The sequence below is a fragment of the Bacillus sp. K7 genome (genome assembly GCF_053903245.1).
Genome location: NZ_CP096406.1, coordinates 2,238,889 through 2,256,481, shown reverse-complemented (window position 1 = coordinate 2,256,481; position 17,593 = coordinate 2,238,889). Strand labels below are relative to the sequence as shown.

Here is a 17,593-nt window from a genome sequence, read left to right as displayed (position 1 = left end):
TTTTTGCAGAATGCTTTAAAATATCTCTAGAACAAAAGGATTGTTCCTTTCAAGGGCAAGATTCACATTTTGCGCACGATCCTGTATTCTTGTAGGTAACTAGTTCTAGTAGGAGGAAGGAAATGTGGAATTACTTTTTTTAGGGACGGGAGCCGGCATTCCCGCTAAGGCGAGAAACGTAACGTCGGTCGCATTGAAAATGCTTGAAGAAAGGCGTTCGGTATGGCTGTTTGACTGCGGGGAAGCCACACAGCACCAAATTTTACATACTACGATTAAACCTCGAAAAATCGAAAAAATTTTCATTACCCATATGCACGGTGATCATGTATACGGGCTTCCGGGGCTTCTGGGGAGCCGTTCCTTTCAAGGCGGAGAAGACGAGCTGACGGTATATGGACCTAAAGGGATTAAGGCGTTTATTGAAACAAGCCTTGCCGTCACAAAAACCCATCTGACATATCCGCTTGTGATCCGGGAAATCGAGGAAGGGATCGTGTTTGAAGACGATCAGTTTGTAGTCACAGCGGTATCGGTTATTCACGGAGTGGAGGCCTTCGGATACCGCGTCCAGGAAAAAGACGTGCCAGGCTCCTTGAAGGCGGATGTATTAAAGGATATGAACATCCCGCCCGGTCCTGTGTATCAAAAAATCAAAAATGGCGAAACGATAACACTAGAAGACGGGCGCACCATCAATGGGAATGATTTTCTGGAGCCTCCGAAGAAAGGGAGGGCTGTAGTCTTTTCCGGAGATACGAGAGTAAGTGACAAGCTAAAGGCGCTTGCACGGGATTGTGATGTGCTTGTTCATGAAGCGACCTTTGCTAAGGAAGATCGGAAGCTTGCTTATGATTATTTTCACAGTACAACGGAACAAGCGGCCAATACAGCGAAAGAAGCAGGGGCAAAGAAGCTCATTTTAACCCATATCAGCGCCAGATATCAGGGAGATTCCTCGCTGGAGCTTCAGAAAGAAGCGGCTGACGTTTTCCCGAACAGCGTGGCGGCGTATGATTTCTTAGAGGTACACGTCCCGCGGGGCTGATGCCAAGCGTTCTTATTTGACAATTTGTGATGATGTTGTATAATAAAACGTAATCATTACGCTTTATAAGGAGATGTTCATATGAGAGTCAATGTTACTTTAGCCTGCACTGAAACGGGAGACCGGAATTACATCACAACAAAAAACAAACGCACCAACCCAGACCGTTTAGAGCTGAAAAAATATTCACCGCGTTTAAAGAAATATACCCTTCATCGTGAAACAAAGTAATCATAAAAGAAGACCGGGCGTTACATACCCGGTCTTCTTTTTATGTTAATTGACTGCCTGAAAAAGCGGTACAGCCTGCTGGCATGCTGCACACCATACATCATAAATAGCCAAATGAACGATATGGGGTTCGTCATGATGGATGTTGTGTGAGCTGTTTTTCGCTTGAATCCAGCCGCTTTGATGAGATAGAGTCAATATGCTCCTATGCATGTTTAGCCAATCCTGTTCAGTAGTGAATTGCGTAGTCCGTTCACCTGATGACAACACGAGGAGGGGCATGTTTTCCAAATGGACTTGCCGTTGTTTGAGAATCTGCAGGCTTCCTAAAAATTCTGCATGTGTGCCCTCAGTCATCATCTTGCTTGTATTTGCTTTGTGCATTTCTTCAGGAATAAAGGAGGAGTTTGCACACTCTCCTAAAGCTGGATCAAGGAGAACCATGCCGATAATATCGGGCTTGTTTTTGCAAGCCCACAATCCGGTGATGACAGCTCCGTATGAATGTGAAACAGCCAGATAAGGAGGTTTTACATCTGCTGCATGAAGCAAACTCTCCAATTCTTTTACCTTTTGTTCAGCTGTTCGCTTAGCGCTGCTTCGTCCGCTTTTTCCTATTCCCGCCCGATCATATGTAAAAATGCCAAATTCATCATCAATATCCGCTATTAATGGATTCCACGTCTCAGAAGACGTACCGTAGCCGGCCTCAAAGACAATCGTTACACCGCTTGATCCTCTTCGGAAATTTGTATGAAACGCGCATCCGTCAATTGTATATGTCTTTTCCATCCAAGCTGAGCTCATTGGAGTCATCTCCTCTAATTGGTTCTACTAGGGAGACGGAGAACCTGAGCTGATCGTTTCTCTAAAAAATAAAAAAAGAGATATCCGTTTGAGGATATCTCTTTTGGACATTACCAGCCTCTCTCATATTGAACAGGGGCCGGAATCTCTGTATTAAGCTGTTTCGCCGCTGTTCTTGCAAAGAAAGGATCTCGCAAAAGCTCTCTGCCGATAAAGATAAGGTCGGCACGCCCGTTTTGCAGAATTTCTTCAGCCATAGAACCGTCTGTAATCATGCCAACAGCACCAGTTGCCATGTCGGCCTGTTCACGGATTTTCTCAGCGAAGCTGACTTGATAGCCGGGGAATACGTTAATGTCAGCGTGAACAAGGGCGCCTGAGCTGCAGTCAATTAAGTCCACACCCTGTTCCTTCATCCATTTTGCAAACCCGATGTGATCGGCGATGTCTAAGCCTTTGTCTGTATAGTCAGAAGCGGATACACGGACAAATAAAGGGCCGTCCCATACTTGTTTGACTTCATCAATGATCTCTCTTAAGAAACGGTAACGGTTTTCTGGAGAGCCGCCGTATTCATCTGTTCGATGGTTGGAAAGCGGAGATAAAAATTCGTGAATGAGGTATCCGTGCGCCGCATGAATTTCAATCACATCGAAGCCGGCTTCTTTTGCGCGGACAGCCGCTTGTTTGAACTCCTGCACCGTTTCTTTTATTTTTTCTGCTGACATTTCTACAGGTGTTGCTGATTGTTCGTCAAACGCAATGGCCGATGGAGCGAAAATATCCCCTTCAAGCTCTGCTTTACGTCCGGCATGGGCAAGCTGAATGCCGATTTTTGATCCTTGTTCTTTGACTTGCTCAGTCAGTTTGGCAAAGCCTTCAATATGGTCGTCGCTCCAAATCCCCAAGTCTTGGTCTGTGATCCGTCCTTGAGGGTTAACCGCTGATGCCTCCACAATAATCAGCCCAACCTGGCCAATTGCGCGCGATATGTAATGCGCCATGTGGAACGGCGTCAATTTTCCGTCCTTTTCATGAGAAGAATACATGCACATTGGCGACATGACGATGCGGTTTTTTAATGTCATATCTTTAATTGTTATCGGTGTGAATAATGTTCTGGCCATTTCTTTCGCCTCCCGTAAGGTTTTTAGAGGTTGATTATATCAAGTGATTTCTTTCCCGTCATATAAACTGCTCAAAAGATCCGTTTTGTTACATATTTCGGTATAATAGACAGGGAATCATCTTATTTTTCAGGCTGGAAGCGTTTTTATACAAAGGAGGGGCGGAGATCGATGAATTGGCAGACGAAAGACGAATTGCTTACCCTTTTAACTTCTCTTGTGCAATACGAAAGCATCACCGGTTCGAAGGGAGAGGCAGCACTTGCAGAATATCTTTATTTTATTTTGAAAGACAAGCCTTATTTTCAAACACATCCTGAGGATGTAACACTTCATCCGATGGATGACGGCAGATCCTTTCTAACGGCTCTTGTCAAAAAGAAGAATGTCAAAAAGACAGTGCTTTTGCTGAGCCATTTTGATGTCGTGGACATAGAGGACTACGGAGAGTTCAAGCATATGGCATGTAAGCCCGCTGAGCTTTTGAGCTCTTTTTTAGAGAAAAAAGAGCTCCTTCCGGAACATGTGCGAACAGACGCTGAAAGCGGCGACTGGCTGTTTGGAAGAGGGACGATGGATATGAAAGCGGGGCTCGCTGTTCAGCTGTCGATGCTGGAGCGGGCGATGGACGGCCAGTTTGAAGGAAATCTGCTGTTGATTACGGTTCCTGACGAGGAAGCAAATTCGAAAGGCATGATTGAAGCTGTTCCTGTACTGAAGGAAATGGAGAAAAAGCATGATATCACATTAACAGCTTGCCTGAATGCCGAACCGATGTTTGAAAAATTTCCCGGCGACCAGCAGCAATATTTTTACTCCGGAAGCATTGGCAAGGTACTTGCGGGGTTTTTCTGCAAGGGGATTGAAACTCATGTCGGAGAGCCGTTTTCAGGCGTAAACGCAAATTTAATGGTATCTGAGTTGAACCGCTTGCTTGAACTGAATGCTGATTATTGCGAGAAGGTTGAAGGTGAAGTCACTCCGCCGCCGGTAAATTTAATGCAAAAGGACTTGAAAGAGGCGTATTCTGTTCAGACACCACATACAGCTGTCACGTTATTTAATGTGCTGTCCATGAAACGATCGGCCAGTGAACTGCATCAGATGCTGCTGAAAACCGCGGAGCAGGCGGCGAGAGAAATCACCGCGAATATTCGGAAGAAAACACAGGATTTCCGGCAATTTGAGTCGTTTACTCCGGTGGAACGCACCGTCTCTGTTTTGACTTTTGATGAGCTGGTCACACGTGCGAAAAAGCGTGTCGGAAACTCGGAAACAGAGCGGGTGTTTAATTATGCCTTTGCCAACAGGGGAGATCTTGGGGACAGGGATTTTTCAACGAAAATGGTGTCTGAGCTTGCTTCGCTTTGTAAGGAAGATGCGCCGCTCATTGTTCTGTTCTACAGCCCGCCATTTTATCCTTCGGTTTCTTCAAAGGACGATCCATTGATCAGGAATACAGCTGATCAGCTTACCCATTATGCGGCTGACAGATACGGCATTGCGTTGCGGGAGGTTCAGTATTTTCCCGGACTTTCAGACTTAAGCTATCTGCAGCTCGAAAAGCAGGAAGTTGACGCGTATACAAGCAATATGCCGCTCTTTAATAGGGGATATACACTGCCAAGCCGCAAAGATCAGGCATTATATGTCCCGGTTTTAAATGTCGGTCCGGCTGGAAAAGATCCGCACAAATGGACGGAAAGGCTGTATCTGCCTTATTCCTTTGAAGTGCTTCCAGATTTGCTTTCATTTACGATTTCCGCGCTATTACAACCATCAGAAGCTGCTCGCTTTTAGGGGGAAATAAAAGACAGGAGGCTTTGAGCCTTCTGTCTCTCAGCGTGTCGACAACCCCTCGCATTCGTTGTCAGTCCTGCGCGTTGGTGCCCAGCTGAGAAAAGATGAGCGGCTAAAAGCTGAGCATTCTGCGAAAGTCTGCTTCGATGCTCGTCCTCTCTAGACTTCAAGGATTTTCAATCACGCTGAAAAGGTGAAAAATCCTAAAACGGAGGTCGTTTTAGGATCTTGTCAACAATCTGAGACAGGAAGATGTGATCCTCCTGTCTTTGTGCTTACTTCTCTATTGCAGCACCGGAAAACTGCTCTTTGATCTCTGCACTGCGTTTAGCGGTTTCTTCAATACAGTGAATAATCGCTTCTTCAAAGCGGGAGTCCTGTAAAGCGCGAAGGCCTGCTTCAGTTGTGCCTCCCGGACTTGTGATTTCCTTGCGCAGCATTGCGGGCTGTTTACCGCTTTTAAGGAGCATTTCTGTTGCCCCTGCCATAGTCTGCAAAATGAGAGCTTTTGCCGTTTCCTTATCCAAACCTACTTTTTGCGCCGCTTTTTCCATTGCCTCGATATAACGGTACACGTAGGCCGGCCCGCTGCCGGCGATCGCCGTGACAGCGTCAAGGTGCCGTTCCTCAACCAGTGTGGCATCCCCGACTGTTTCCAATAGCGTTTTTGCGGCAATGATATCGTCCTGGTTTGCTTCAGGGCTTACAGAAAATCCGGTTGCTGACTTTTGGATGGCTGCGGATGTATTAGGCATGACGCGAATGACCGCAAGCTTGCTGCCAAAATAGTGCTGAATGGTTTCGATGGTAAGGCCTGCAAGCACTGAAATCACGAGCTGGTCTTTGATATACGAGCGGATGCTGCCGATGCTTTCCGCCGCGTCCTTCGGTTTAAAAGCAAGGAAGAGAATATCGGTTTGAGCGAAAAACTCATTTTTATCCCTGCATGGACGCACGCCATACATTTCCTTTAATTCAATCAGACGCTCGTCATTTGAGCGGTTTGTGATATAAATATGTTCTGGTTTTGTGATGCCGCTTTGCAAAATGCCTTTCATCATTGCTTCTGCCATGGACCCGGCGCCGACAAATCCTATCTTTTTCATTGATATCCTCCTTTTATCAGAACAACAAAAAACCTTTTCATCACGTAAAGGACGAAAAGGTTCGCGGTACCACCCTCATTAGCACAGATTGTGCTCAGCTCAAATCCCATAACGCGGGAAACGTTTAGGGTTGCCTAACCGCGACTTGAGGGCAGGTTCTACAAACAAGCGGGCTGCAATACCTTTCAGCCGGGGGTATCGCTCTCTTTGGCTATTGCCTTGTATACGATTCCTCGTCATAGCGTTCTAATGGTTCTCGTTTTAGTTTGTTGTTCATTATGCAACGGCGGACAAGCTCATGTCAATAGCATTTTCAAAAAGAGACGTTCTCATTCGGCAATAATGACACAAGACTAAGAAAAAGCTAAAATATGAGTAATGAATGAAGACAAGGAGCAAAAGGATGACAACTCTAGATATCATTCCAATTCGCGTCCCGACGCCGTTTGCTGTCGGTGATGTTATCGTTTACCTCGTAAAAGGTGACGCGCTGACACTTATTGATGCCGGGCCGAATACAAAAGAGGCTGTGAGAGCGCTTCAAGCGCAGCTTGCCGCTGTAAATGTGAAAATGTCAGATATTGAGCAGATTGTACTGACTCACCATCATGCTGATCATGCCGGCTTGCTTGATGTTTTTTCTAATGAAATCGAAGTGATTGGGCATCCGTTCAACGAACCTTATATCAGCCGAGATCAAGCTTTTATGGATTGGCAAAAATGCTTTTTTCAAAAGCTGCTGCCTGAATTAGGCGTCCCATTTGATGCGGGAAAGGCGGAAAAGCTGATACGGTCGGCGTACGCCTTTTCTTGTACGAGATCCCTGACGAAAACAGTCAGAGAAGGGATGGGCATTGATGGGCTTGAGGGCTGGACTGTTTTGGAAATGCCAGGGCATGCCGAGTCGCATATCGTTCTTTTCCATGAAAAAAGCGGGAGAATGCTTGGTGGCGATCTTCTGCTGGCCAACAGCTCGTCTAATCCAATATTGGAAGCGCCGAAAACAGGGGACATAAGATCAAAGCCTTTAGTCGATTATCAGCGGTCCTTGCGAAGGCTGTCTGAACTTGATCCAACAATCGTTTTTCCCGGTCATGGCGAGACGATCACCAGCGTACAGGCGCTGATTGAGAAGCGTTTTGACAAGCAGAGGAACAGGACGGAGGATGTGCGGCGTATGCTGGACGAAAAGCCCATGACTGTTTTTCAGGTCTGTCAGCAGCTTTTTCCTGCTGTGTTTGAAAAGGAATTATTTTTAACGGTGTCAGAAACGGCAGGGCATCTGGATGTGTTGGCTGCAGAAGAATCCATCACGTCATATTGGGAAGGAAATACTGCATACTTTAGAACGATGAAGAGGTGAAAGGGATGAAGCAAATAGCGGGAAAGCGGATATGGATCACCGGCGCTTCAGGAGGGCTCGGTGAAAGAATCGCATACTTATGCGCGGCTGAAGGAGCCCATGTCTTGCTGTCGGCAAGACGCGAGGATCGTTTGATAGAAATCAAAAGGAAGATAACTGAAGAGTGGAGCGGACAGTGTGAGATTCTCCCTCTGGATGTCGGCCGCTTAGAGGATATCACCCGTGTGCGAGATCAAATTGGCTCGGTTGATGTACTGATCAACAATGCGGGATTCGGTATATTTGAAACGGTTTTAGACTCGACACTGGAGGATATGAAAGCGATGTTTGATGTGAATGTCTTCGGACTGATCGCCTGTACAAAAGCGGTGCTTCCGCAAATGCTTGAGCAAAACAAAGGCCATATCATCAATATCGCTTCCCAAGCGGGGAAAATTGCAACACCAAAGTCGAGCCTTTATTCCGCAACAAAACATGCCGTGCTCGGCTACTCAAACGCTTTGCGGATGGAGCTTTCGGAAACCGGCATTAATGTGACAACAGTCAATCCGGGACCGATTCAGACGGACTTTTTTTCCATTGCTGATAAAGGCGGGGACTATGTCAAAAATCTCGGCCGATGGATGCTTGACCCTGATGACGTGGCAGCTCAAATTACCGCTGCTATTTTCACGAACAAACGGGAGATTAATCTTCCGCGTTTAATGAATGCCGGCACCAAGCTGTATCAGCTGTTTCCTGCCCTTGTTGAAAAGCTGGCAGGACGTGTGCTTACGAAAAAATAACAGTGGAACTGCCTGGGGTGTGCTGGCTGTTGGTATACGCACAGGCCATTTTTTAGAGGAAGGGAGAAATCATTGGATGCCAATTCATCAAGAAGCCCTTCATGTTCTGTTTAAAGATCCGTTCATTCAGAAATTGATGGAGGCAGAGCCTGTATTCTGGGAAAATCCGGGCAAGAAAGAGAGCCCGTTATTGCATGCAGATGAGTGGGAAACCGAGATAGCGGAGGCGGAAAAAAGGCTGCGGCGATTTGCCCCTTATATTGCCGAGGTGTTTCCTGAGACGAAAGATGCCAAAGGAATGATCGAGTCTCGGCTTTTTGAAATGTTGCATATGAAGAAACATCTCGAAGCGGCATATCAGCAGCCATTTCCGGGAAGATGGCTTCTAAAGTGCGACCATGAGCTCCCGATTTCAGGATCAATTAAAGCGCGGGGCGGGATTTATGAAGTATTAAAACATGCTGAAATGCTGGCGCTTCAAGAAGGACTGCTTCGGGAAACCGATGATTACCGCATCTTACAGGAAGAGCGGTTCGCCGCGTTTTTCTCCCGATATTCGATTGCTGTCGGATCGACAGGAAACCTTGGATTAAGCATCGGCATCATCGGTGCCGCACTTGGGTTTCGCGTGACAGTCCATATGTCCGCCGATGCTAAGCAGTGGAAAAAGGATCTGCTTCGCCAAAAGGGTGTTACTGTCATAGAATATGAATCTGATTACAGTGAAGCGGTGAAAGAAGGGAGACGGCAGGCGGAGCAAGATCCATTTTGTTATTTTATTGATGATGAACATTCCCGTCAGCTGTTTTTAGGATATGCTGTTGCCGCCAGCCGATTAAAAACACAGCTTGACTGTATAAATGTACAACCAAGTCTGGAGACCCCGCTGTTTGTGTACCTGCCGTGCGGTGTCGGCGGAGGGCCGGGCGGTGTGGCACTTGGGCTTAAGCTTTTATATGGCGACCATGTTCATGTGTTTTTCGCTGAACCGACTCATTCACCTTGTATGTTGTTGGGGCTTTATTCCGGCCTTCACGAGAAGATTTCTGTTCAAGATATCGGCCTCGATAATCGGACGGCTGCTGACGGGCTTGCTGTAGGGAGGCCGTCAGGATTTGTCGGACAGCTGATTGAACCGCTGCTGAGCGGCTGTTATACCGTAGAGGACGATACGCTTTATGCCTTGCTTCATCTGCTAGCTGTATCTGAAAATAACGATTTAGAGCCCTCTGCTCTTGCCGGCATGTTCGGGCCCGTTCAGCTTTTTTCGACAGAAGAAGGAAGGCGTTATAGCCAGAAATATAACATGGAACATGCTGTCCATGTCGTCTGGGGAACGGGAGGAAGCATGGTTCCAAAAGAAGAGATGTCCGCGTATAATCGAATCGGTGCGGATTTGCTGAAAAAATAAGCAGACAGTGAAAGGGTTTTCCGTTACAATCTTTGTAAGGGTTTTAACCTACAGAGAGTCAGGTGTAAACAGTGAAAAATAAAGAGCTTAACTTACATACATTATACACACAGCACAATCGTGAGTCTTGGTCTGGTTTTGGGGGACATTTGTCGATTGCTGTATCAGAAGAAGAGGCAAAAGCTGTGGAAGGGCTGAATGATTATTTATCTGTTGAAGAAGTGGAAACGATTTATATCCCGCTTGTTCGCCTCCTTCATTTGCATGTTGAGTCTGCCGCTAAACGCAATCAGCATGTCAATGTTTTTTTGAAGCATCCTCATTCAGCCAAAATTCCGTTTATGATCGGCATTGCCGGCAGTGTGGCAGTCGGAAAAAGCACGACGGCGCGAATTTTGCAGAAGCTTCTTTCGCGTTTGCCGGGAAGCCCTAAAGTGAGCCTTATCACGACAGATGGTTTTTTATTTCCTACAGCCGAGCTGAAGAAGCGAAATATGCTGTCACGAAAAGGGTTTCCTGAGAGCTATGACGTAAAGGCGCTGCTCGAATTTTTGAATGACTTAAAATCAGGAAAAGACAGCGTAAAGGCTCCGGTGTATTCCCATCTCACCTATGACCGGGAAGAAGGCGTGTTCGAGGTTGTGGAACAGGCCGATATTGTGATTATTGAAGGGATTAATGTTCTTCAGTCGCCCACCTTGGAGGATGACCGGGAAGATCCGCGTATTTTTGTCTCCGATTTCTTTGATTTTTCGATTTATGTGGACGCGGACGAAAGCCGGATTTTCACATGGTATTTAGAACGTTTTCGTCTGCTTCGGGAAACTGCTTTTCAAAATCCCGATTCTTATTTTCATAAATTTAAAGACTTGTCTGATCAAGAGGCTGACGAGATGGCAGCCTCGATTTGGGAGAGTGTTAACCGGCCGAACCTATATGAAAATATCTTGCCGACTAAATTTAGGTCGGATCTCATTTTGCGTAAGGGAGACGGGCATAAGGTTGAAGAAGTGCTGGTAAGGCGGGTGTGATATCGTGCATCATATCGAACTGTATGTCTCTGATTTAGAAGCCTCTAGGCGATTTTGGGGATGGTTTCTAACCGAAATTGGCTATACAGAGTATCAAAAATGGAGCTCAGGCATCAGCTGGAAGAAAGATCGTTTTTACCTTGTGATTGTGCAGGCGAAAGAGCCATTTCTAGAGCCGGAATACCACAGGTGCCGCGTCGGGCTGAACCATCTCGCATTTCATGCTGAATCCAAGCTGCAAGTCGACCAGATGACCGAAAAACTGGCGGCAAAAGGCTATCGTGTGTTGTATCGAGACCGGCATCCTTTTGCCGGAGGAGACGGGCATTATGCAGTTTATTGTGAGGATCCGGACAGGATTAAGATAGAGCTCGTTGCCCCAAGCTGTCAATCATAGGGTGTTAAGCTTTTTCTCAATGCGGTCAAGCTGTGCTTTTCGGTTCTTCGCATACTTGAAGCTTATAACCTGCAAACATAATAAATACGAAAAGATGAACATCAAATGGCCTAAATGCATGTTCATCACTTCGTTGCGGGAGAGATTGGTTTTCTCCCGCGTTTTTTTAGTTAAAGCGGCTTTTCCAGGCCGGAACGGTGTTTTGTGATTTCTGTTTTCATCTGCCGATAGGCGAACGCTAAAAATGGCAGGCCGAGCAGGGTAATGCCGCTCAAGACAGAAAAAATAAAAATCGGCCGTCCGGCGCCAAACAGATCTATACACAACCCTCCAATCCAGGGGCCAATAACGTTTCCGAGCTGTGAAAAACCGATTGCCCCGAAATAAGTGCCTTTTAATCCTGGTTTTGCAATCTGGTCTACGAACAAGTCCATCATAGAGAATAGAAGCACTTCACCAATTGTAAATGTGACCACAATCATTACTAGTGAGGAAACACCGTGTGATATGGTGAAAATGGCCATGCTGATACTCACCATCACATTACCGAGCATCAGGGAGCAAAGCGGCGAAAAACGCTTTGCAAAATGGACGATAGGAAATTGCGTCGCCAGCACAACGATTGCGTTTAACGTGAGCATCAACCCGTACAGCTTCGTTCCATTGCTGATCAAGGGGTTTTGCGCCATATACTGCGGGAATGTGGAACTGAATTGTGAGTAGCCGAAGGTGCATAGCGTAATGCCAACCAAAGCAATTGTAAAAAGATGATCCTTTTGTGTCACCATAAACGCTTCCCGCACGCTCATATGCCGGGATTGGCCTGATGCTGACGAGGATGGATGTTTTTTAAATTGGACAGCAAGTATAAGGCCGTATAATCCGTAAATCACTGCGGGGACCAAAAAGGGTGCGGTCGATTGCGATGAGCCGAAATACAGGCCGAGCACCGGTCCGAAGACCACGCCGATATTAATAGCCGCATAGCGTAAATTAAAAACAAGCAATCTCGTTTTTTCTTCTGTCATATCAGACAGCAAAGCCTTTGAAGCGGGCTCGAACAGTGATTTGCAAAGACCGTTTAATGCGTTTACCACAAAAAACATCCAGAGATGAGATGCTGCCGCGAACCCTGCAAATACCAGCATCCAGCCGAAAATGGACACGAGCATCATGTTTTTTCTGCCGAATTTGTCCGAGATATATCCGCCGTAAAAGCTCGCAAGGATGCCCACTGATGAGCTTGCGGCGATAACCAGTCCTGCATAAGAAGCTGATGTGCCTTGGACGGCTGTTAAATAAATCGCTAAAAAAGGAATGCTCATCGATGTTGCCATTCGGCCGAAAATGGTTCCGATGATAATTGTCCAGCTGATGGGGTGGATATCTTTCCATTTCTTCATGAATCGTATTCTCTCCTGTATGTAAGATCATTTTCTATCATATATGAAAAAATTTCCTTATCCAATGGAACATTCAAAATATTTTCTTTTTCATATGAAAACATATCTTATCGCTGTCGGAGTGTACATCGTTGAAATGGCGGCTGAAGCGTTGAGAAGGAACATGCCAATATATCCGATGCTTAGTTATGGTAGTGAAAGCACATTATGTAATGTAATTGATGCTGGAATACGGGGGCATTTCAAAGCTTCGGCAGGCCGTGGAACTAAACGGGTGTCTGGTTGAATAGGAGAGGCGATGGCATTGATTCAGGTGACACTGGATAGACTCTTTCTGCATGATGGCAAAACGATTGTTTGTTATCACGGCGGTGTTTTCAAAGAAAAGCCGCATAGCGGCTGAAAGAGCGGATAGTCCGATTCGGGGCGCTGTGCACCTCTGTTTCTTTTCGCCCATGGTTAAGAGAACAGCCCTTGGTTTGTGACATAGTCATAAATGATATCTTCTATATGCGCATGCAGATCCTCATCGGGCTCTTCATTCCGTCTCTCTTCCAAGGCTGCTTTCAGGCTTTGTTTTTCATACGGGCTTAATGGATCTATGGCAACATTTCGGCCGTATTGGCGCAGTGCCTGTCCCATCATTTTCTCGACAAATTTCTCCATTATGACTCTCCTATCTTTATGCTTCGCTTTTATTCTACTAAATGTTTTTCTTCTCTCACACCCTTGGATCATATTTTCTGTCAGACAAGAATCATTTACCAGTATAAACCGAACGTACTTTCGCATATAATAGAAAAACGAACATAAGTTCTTTTTTAGAGGTGTGTATGATGAAAGAAAAAGTGATTTTTCTCGTTGACATGCAATCGTTTTATGCATCTGTAGAGAAAGCGGAAAATCCACATTTGAAAAATAGGCCCGTCATTGTGTCGGGTGACCCTGAAAAAAGGGGAGGAGTCGTATTGGCTGCCTGCCCGCTGGCAAAACAAACGGGGGTCGCGAATGCATCGCGTTTGTGGGAGGCGCAGGAAAAGTGCCCTGAAGCTATTGTGCTCCGGCCCCGTATGCAGCGGTATATTGATGTATCACTCCAAATTACGGCGATTCTAGAGGAATATACAGACCTTGTGGAACCGTATTCCATTGATGAGCAATTCATGGACATTACAGGCAGCCAGAAGCTGTTTGGGGCGCCGGAGGAGATCGCGAAAAGCATTCAGGGCAGAATCATGCGGGAGATCGGCGTTTATGCGCGGGTCGGAATCGGCTCTAATAAAGCGCTGGCCAAAATCGCGTGCGACAATTTTGCCAAAAAGAATAAGAACGGTATTTTTACCTTAACGAAAGAAAATATGAAAACCGACATGTGGCCGCTTCCGGTGGGCAGCATGTTTGGCGTTGGGAGCCGAATGAAGCATCACTTAAACCGGATGGGCATCAGCACGATCGGCGGGCTCGCGTCTTTTCCGCTCGAACTTTTAAAAAAGAAATGGGGCATTAACGGCCACGTGCTGTGGATGACAGCGAACGGGATCGACTATTCTCCTGTGTCAACTTCATCTCTGGACGGGCAAAAGGCGATAGGCCATGGAATGACTCTCCCGAGAGACTACGAACACTTTGACAAAGAAATCAAGGTCGTGCTGCTGGAACTGAGTGAAGAAGTGTGCAGGCGAAGCCGAAACGCCGGGGCAATGGGGCAGACGGTGTCAGTAAGCTGCCGGGGTGCTGATTTTGATTGGCCGACGGGCTTCAACCGGCAAGTGAAGCTGGCGGAGCCGACTAATTCCACCCAGGATGTATATGAGGCCGTATGCCGGCTGTTTCTTACGTTTTGGGACGGGAAGCCTGTCCGCCGCCTCGGGGTCAATTTGTCTCAGCTCTCCTCTGATGACATATGGCAGCTCAATTTATTTCAGGATGATGCAAAGAAAATGAGCCTTGGCTATGTGATGGATGGCATTAAAAGCCGGTTCGGCGATACAGCCATCATCAGGGCGGCGTCACTGACAGCGGCAGGCCAGGCATTTGAACGCGCGGCTAAAATAGGAGGGCATTATAAATGAACGACCATTTAAAAAGAGGCAACATGCTGTGGGAAGGGAGCAGGATGTTTCTGCCGGAACATAAACAAAGCCTGCTTGAGAGAAAGCGCCATAAACAAAAGCTGCAAAAGCCGATTCTTGATTCTGATAAGCTGGAGGAAATGAATCAAACGCTTTGCGCCGCGATGGAGTTTGCTCAGAATGTCACTGTCAGCTGCTTCCAGGACGGTGAAATCGTCCGCCGCACCGGGAAAATCTGCCGGTATGAAGAGTTTGAAAAAACAGTATGGGTAAAAGCAGACGAGGATCAGATTTATAAGCTGAAACTTGATCAGGTGCTTGATATTGTGCTGTAAAGTTTCTCCCCCCTGCACTGGGGGGAGAAATATGTTGCAGAAAAGAAGGCATTTACAATTCCAGTCAGGCAAAATATAATTTTTATATTGCAGAAAAAAAGAGCTGACATTCGTTTTGCCAGACGGAGGGAGATCAAATCGTAAATGGATATTCGAACAATTACGTCTTCAGATTATGAAATGGTAACGTCTGTAATGAATGAATGGTGGGGCGACCGGCAGCTGAAAGAAAAATTGCCGAGACTATTTTTTGAGCATTTTCAGGACACAAGCTTTATTACATCTGAACAGAACAGTATGACAGGATTTTTAATCGGGTTTCAATCGCAATCGGATCCTGAAACGGCATACATCCATTTCTCCGGTGTGCACCCTGATTTCAGAAAAATGCAAATAGGGAAACAATTATATGATGTCTTTATTGAAACGGTAAAACAAAGAGGCTGCACCCGGATCAAGTGCGTCACTTCACCGGTGAATAAGGTATCAATCGCGTATCACACAAAGTTGGGCTTTGACATTGAAAAGGGCACCAAAACGGTAAATGGCGTTTCAGTGTTTGCAAACTACGATGGCCCGGGCCAAGACAAGGTCCTGTTTGTCAAAAACATATGAGGGGGAAATAGGATGGATTTTTTATCAAAAACCCCTGAGCCTCCTTATTATGCTGTCGTTTTTTCGTCTGTCAAAAGCGAAAGTGACACAGAATATGCGGAAACAGCAGAGCGGATGGTATCGCTGGCGGCGGATCAGCCCGGATTTTTAGGCGTCGAAAGCGTTCGGGAAGCGAATGGAAGGGGCATAACGGTTTCCTATTGGGACAGTATGGACGCCATAAATCGCTGGAAGCATCACACTGAACATCAAGCGGCAAAAGAAAAAGGAAAGAGCGTTTGGTACGCGTCGTATGCAGTCCGCGTCGCAAAGGTTGAGAGGCAGCGGCTATTTTCAGGAGAACAGAAATGATTGAATTTCTTCAGCATAAGAAAGACAGCGCAGCGCGTGAGATTATTGCCGTACAGCAGCCCGCCTACATCAAAGAAGCGGAGCTAATCGGTTTTGGCGGTATTCCCGCCTTACAAGAGAAGGTCAAGGATATTCAAGCATCTCATGAACAGTTTGCGGGATATCGGAAAGACAGCAAACTGATCGGCGTCATTTCATATGAGAAAAACATGCATCATCTCACCATTTGCAGGCTGGTTGTGCATCCCGGCAGTTTCAGAAACGGGATTGGACGAGCACTTCTGCGATTTGTCATCGAGCAAAACGAAGACGCTGAGCTGATTGAAGTGGCAACAGCCGAGAACAATACACCGGCCGTGTCACTGTACACAAAGGCAGGGTTTCAAAAGATTGAAACGGTGAGAGCAGCGGAGGGTCTGGTGCTGTCGGTCTTTCATTTGTATCCGAAAAGAAAAGTTGAAGTGGTTCTCTACAATGAAAAATGGGCGGAACTTTTCAGTGAAGAAAAAGAACGGCTGAAGCTTGTGTTCGGACCTGAGATCATCGGTGTTCATCATATCGGAAGCACATCGATCCCGAACATGGCGGCAAAGCCAATCATTGATATTCTGATTGAAGTAAGATGTATTGAAGCTGTAAGCCAATATGATACACAAATGAAGGCTATCGGCTATACACCGAAAGGAGAAAACGGCATAGCTGGCAGGCGTTATTTCCAAAAGGGCGGAAATAAACGCACCCACCACGTCCATATATATGAAAAGGGAAACCCTGCTGTTGAAAGGCATATGCTGTTCAGAGATTATCTCAGAGCCCATCCAAAAATAGCGGCCGAATACGCTGTTCTCAAAAAACGACTGGCGGCCCATTATCCGGATCGTATCGATCAGTATATACAAGAGAAACATGATTGGATGAAGGCTGCAGAAGAACATGCGAAGCGATGGAAAGAAGGCAGAAACAATGCGGATGGAAGCGTTGTATGCTACAATAGCGAAAATGATGGAAACGGGGGTCTCACCTTATGAACATACATGTGACAGATGCAGCGAAACAGGCACTGCAGCAGGCGTTTGACGCCAACCCAGGGAAAAAAGCCCAGCTTCGTTACGATGCAGAAGGATGCGGCTGCGCGGTAAGCGGTGTACCGACAATTTGGCTGGCAAACGAATTAACGGGACAGTGTGAGCAGCTGGAAACGAACGGCATCCCGCTTTATATCCAATCGTCGCAAAAAGTGTTTTTTGACGATCAAATGACGATCGATTACAATGAAAAAGCCAAAACACTGGCGCTGAAAAGCCCGGCTGAAATGCTCAGCCCCAGAATGAGCATATTAGTAAAGTAGGGAGACACGAAACGTGGAACAAAAGCTGAAGTCAATGAAGAACACAGCACAGAATAAAACGTGGGTATCCTTCCTGAACCAAAACCATCCCTATACCTTGCTCCACTGGTCAATTGGAGGAGCAGAGTCAATCAAGAAAGATGTTTGGCTGCTGCAGGATGAAATGACCTTCGAAACGCAGGAGTTTACAACAATAGATCTTGCAATTGAATGGATCAGAGAAAATATGGATGGCATTACCGACGTTTTATGAAATGGAAAAGCGAAAGAGCCGAAGAGGCCTTTCGCTTTTTATTATGGAAAAGAAAAACCTAAGGTTCCAAGACGCTTCCAAAGTGGTATATTCCGCTGAGGTGCCAACAT

The 17,593-nt window shown here is 46.3% G+C and carries 19 protein-coding genes and 1 pseudogene; 15 read left to right on the top strand and 5 right to left on the bottom strand.

Annotation, left to right across the window (positions count from 1 at the left end):
- Positions 1-124 precede the first annotated feature (124 nt).
- Positions 125-1,048: a ribonuclease Z gene (rnz, locus tag M1D98_RS11505; protein ID WP_268559200.1), complete on the top strand. Its 924-nt coding sequence runs from the start codon at positions 125-127 to the stop codon at positions 1,046-1,048.
- A gap of 81 nt (positions 1,049-1,129) precedes the next feature.
- Positions 1,130-1,279, top strand: a complete 150-nt coding sequence (gene rpmG / locus M1D98_RS11500) for a 50S ribosomal protein L33 (protein WP_003226511.1) — start codon at positions 1,130-1,132, stop codon at positions 1,277-1,279.
- Positions 1,280-1,324: 45 nt separating this feature from the next.
- Here the strand turns inward: rpmG and M1D98_RS11495 are convergent, their stop codons facing one another.
- Positions 1,325-2,086: an alpha/beta fold hydrolase gene (locus tag M1D98_RS11495; protein WP_268559201.1), complete on the bottom strand. Its 762-nt coding sequence runs from the start codon at positions 2,084-2,086 to the stop codon at positions 1,325-1,327.
- 110 nt (positions 2,087-2,196) lie between these two features.
- Positions 2,197-3,213: an NADPH dehydrogenase NamA gene (gene namA, locus M1D98_RS11490; RefSeq protein ID WP_010328336.1), complete on the bottom strand. Its 1,017-nt coding sequence runs from the start codon at positions 3,211-3,213 to the stop codon at positions 2,197-2,199.
- A 171-nt stretch (positions 3,214-3,384) separates the two neighbouring features.
- Here namA and M1D98_RS11485 point away from each other — a divergent pair, with 171 nt between their 5' ends.
- Entirely contained in the window at positions 3,385-5,013 is a 1,629-nt protein-coding gene (locus M1D98_RS11485) for a M20/M25/M40 family metallo-hydrolase (protein WP_456279603.1), read from the top strand.
- Between the two features lie 275 nt (positions 5,014-5,288).
- On the opposite strand, the gene proC is transcribed toward M1D98_RS11485, so the two are convergent.
- Positions 5,289-6,119 (bottom strand): pyrroline-5-carboxylate reductase, encoded by an 831-nt coding sequence (proC, locus tag M1D98_RS11480; RefSeq protein WP_121642846.1) that lies wholly within the window; start codon positions 6,117-6,119, stop codon positions 5,289-5,291.
- Between the two features lie 403 nt (positions 6,120-6,522).
- Between proC and M1D98_RS11475 the strand changes: the two genes are divergently transcribed.
- The 5 genes from M1D98_RS11475 to M1D98_RS11455 all read left to right on the top strand — a co-directional run bounded on the left by M1D98_RS11475 (position 6,523) and on the right by M1D98_RS11455 (position 11,106).
- On the top strand, positions 6,523-7,482 hold the full coding sequence (locus tag M1D98_RS11475; protein WP_456279602.1) for an MBL fold metallo-hydrolase: 960 nt from the start codon (positions 6,523-6,525) through the stop codon (positions 7,480-7,482).
- 5 nt (positions 7,483-7,487) lie between these two features.
- Positions 7,488-8,267 (top strand): SDR family NAD(P)-dependent oxidoreductase, encoded by a 780-nt coding sequence (locus M1D98_RS11470; RefSeq protein ID WP_010328340.1) that lies wholly within the window; start codon positions 7,488-7,490, stop codon positions 8,265-8,267.
- A gap of 76 nt (positions 8,268-8,343) precedes the next feature.
- Entirely contained in the window at positions 8,344-9,678 is a 1,335-nt protein-coding gene (dsdA, locus tag M1D98_RS11465) for a D-serine ammonia-lyase (protein ID WP_326194388.1), read from the top strand.
- 71 nt (positions 9,679-9,749) lie between these two features.
- Positions 9,750-10,709 (top strand): type I pantothenate kinase, encoded by a 960-nt coding sequence (gene coaA, locus M1D98_RS11460; RefSeq protein WP_010328342.1) that lies wholly within the window; start codon positions 9,750-9,752, stop codon positions 10,707-10,709.
- A 4-nt stretch (positions 10,710-10,713) separates the two neighbouring features.
- Entirely contained in the window at positions 10,714-11,106 is a 393-nt protein-coding gene (locus M1D98_RS11455) for a VOC family protein (protein ID WP_268530428.1), read from the top strand.
- A gap of 170 nt (positions 11,107-11,276) precedes the next feature.
- Here the strand turns inward: M1D98_RS11455 and M1D98_RS11450 are convergent, their stop codons facing one another.
- Both M1D98_RS11450 and M1D98_RS11445 read right to left on the bottom strand, forming a co-directional pair.
- Positions 11,277-12,509, bottom strand: a complete 1,233-nt coding sequence (locus tag M1D98_RS11450; protein ID WP_268559206.1) for an MDR family MFS transporter — start codon at positions 12,507-12,509, stop codon at positions 11,277-11,279.
- 459 nt (positions 12,510-12,968) lie between these two features.
- Entirely contained in the window at positions 12,969-13,175 is a 207-nt protein-coding gene (locus M1D98_RS11445) for a YqzH family protein (protein ID WP_003226541.1), read from the bottom strand.
- A gap of 167 nt (positions 13,176-13,342) precedes the next feature.
- Here M1D98_RS11445 and M1D98_RS11440 point away from each other — a divergent pair, with 167 nt between their 5' ends.
- The 7 genes and pseudogenes from M1D98_RS11440 to M1D98_RS11410 all read left to right on the top strand — a co-directional run bounded on the left by M1D98_RS11440 (position 13,343) and on the right by M1D98_RS11410 (position 17,483).
- On the top strand, positions 13,343-14,581 hold the full coding sequence (locus M1D98_RS11440; protein ID WP_082246300.1) for a DNA polymerase IV: 1,239 nt from the start codon (positions 13,343-13,345) through the stop codon (positions 14,579-14,581).
- Entirely contained in the window at positions 14,578-14,916 is a 339-nt protein-coding gene (locus M1D98_RS11435) for a YolD-like family protein (RefSeq protein WP_010328591.1), read from the top strand. The genes M1D98_RS11440 and M1D98_RS11435 overlap by 4 nt, the downstream gene beginning before the upstream one ends.
- Positions 14,917-15,060: 144 nt before the next feature.
- On the top strand, positions 15,061-15,531 hold the full coding sequence (locus M1D98_RS11430) for a GNAT family N-acetyltransferase (protein ID WP_456279601.1): 471 nt from the start codon (positions 15,061-15,063) through the stop codon (positions 15,529-15,531).
- Between the two features lie 12 nt (positions 15,532-15,543).
- Positions 15,544-15,886 (top strand): annotated as a pseudogene (locus tag M1D98_RS11425) (antibiotic biosynthesis monooxygenase family protein).
- Entirely contained in the window at positions 15,879-16,910 is a 1,032-nt protein-coding gene (locus tag M1D98_RS11420) for a bifunctional GNAT family N-acetyltransferase/GrpB family protein (protein ID WP_010328206.1), read from the top strand. Before M1D98_RS11425 ends, M1D98_RS11420 begins: the two are co-directional and overlap by 8 nt.
- Positions 16,907-17,230 (top strand): iron-sulfur cluster biosynthesis family protein, encoded by a 324-nt coding sequence (locus M1D98_RS11415; RefSeq protein ID WP_121642838.1) that lies wholly within the window; start codon positions 16,907-16,909, stop codon positions 17,228-17,230. The genes M1D98_RS11420 and M1D98_RS11415 overlap by 4 nt, the downstream gene beginning before the upstream one ends.
- 13 nt (positions 17,231-17,243) lie before the next feature.
- Positions 17,244-17,483 (top strand): YqkC family protein, encoded by a 240-nt coding sequence (locus M1D98_RS11410; RefSeq protein WP_003236767.1) that lies wholly within the window; start codon positions 17,244-17,246, stop codon positions 17,481-17,483.
- Positions 17,484-17,593: the final 110 nt, after the last annotated feature.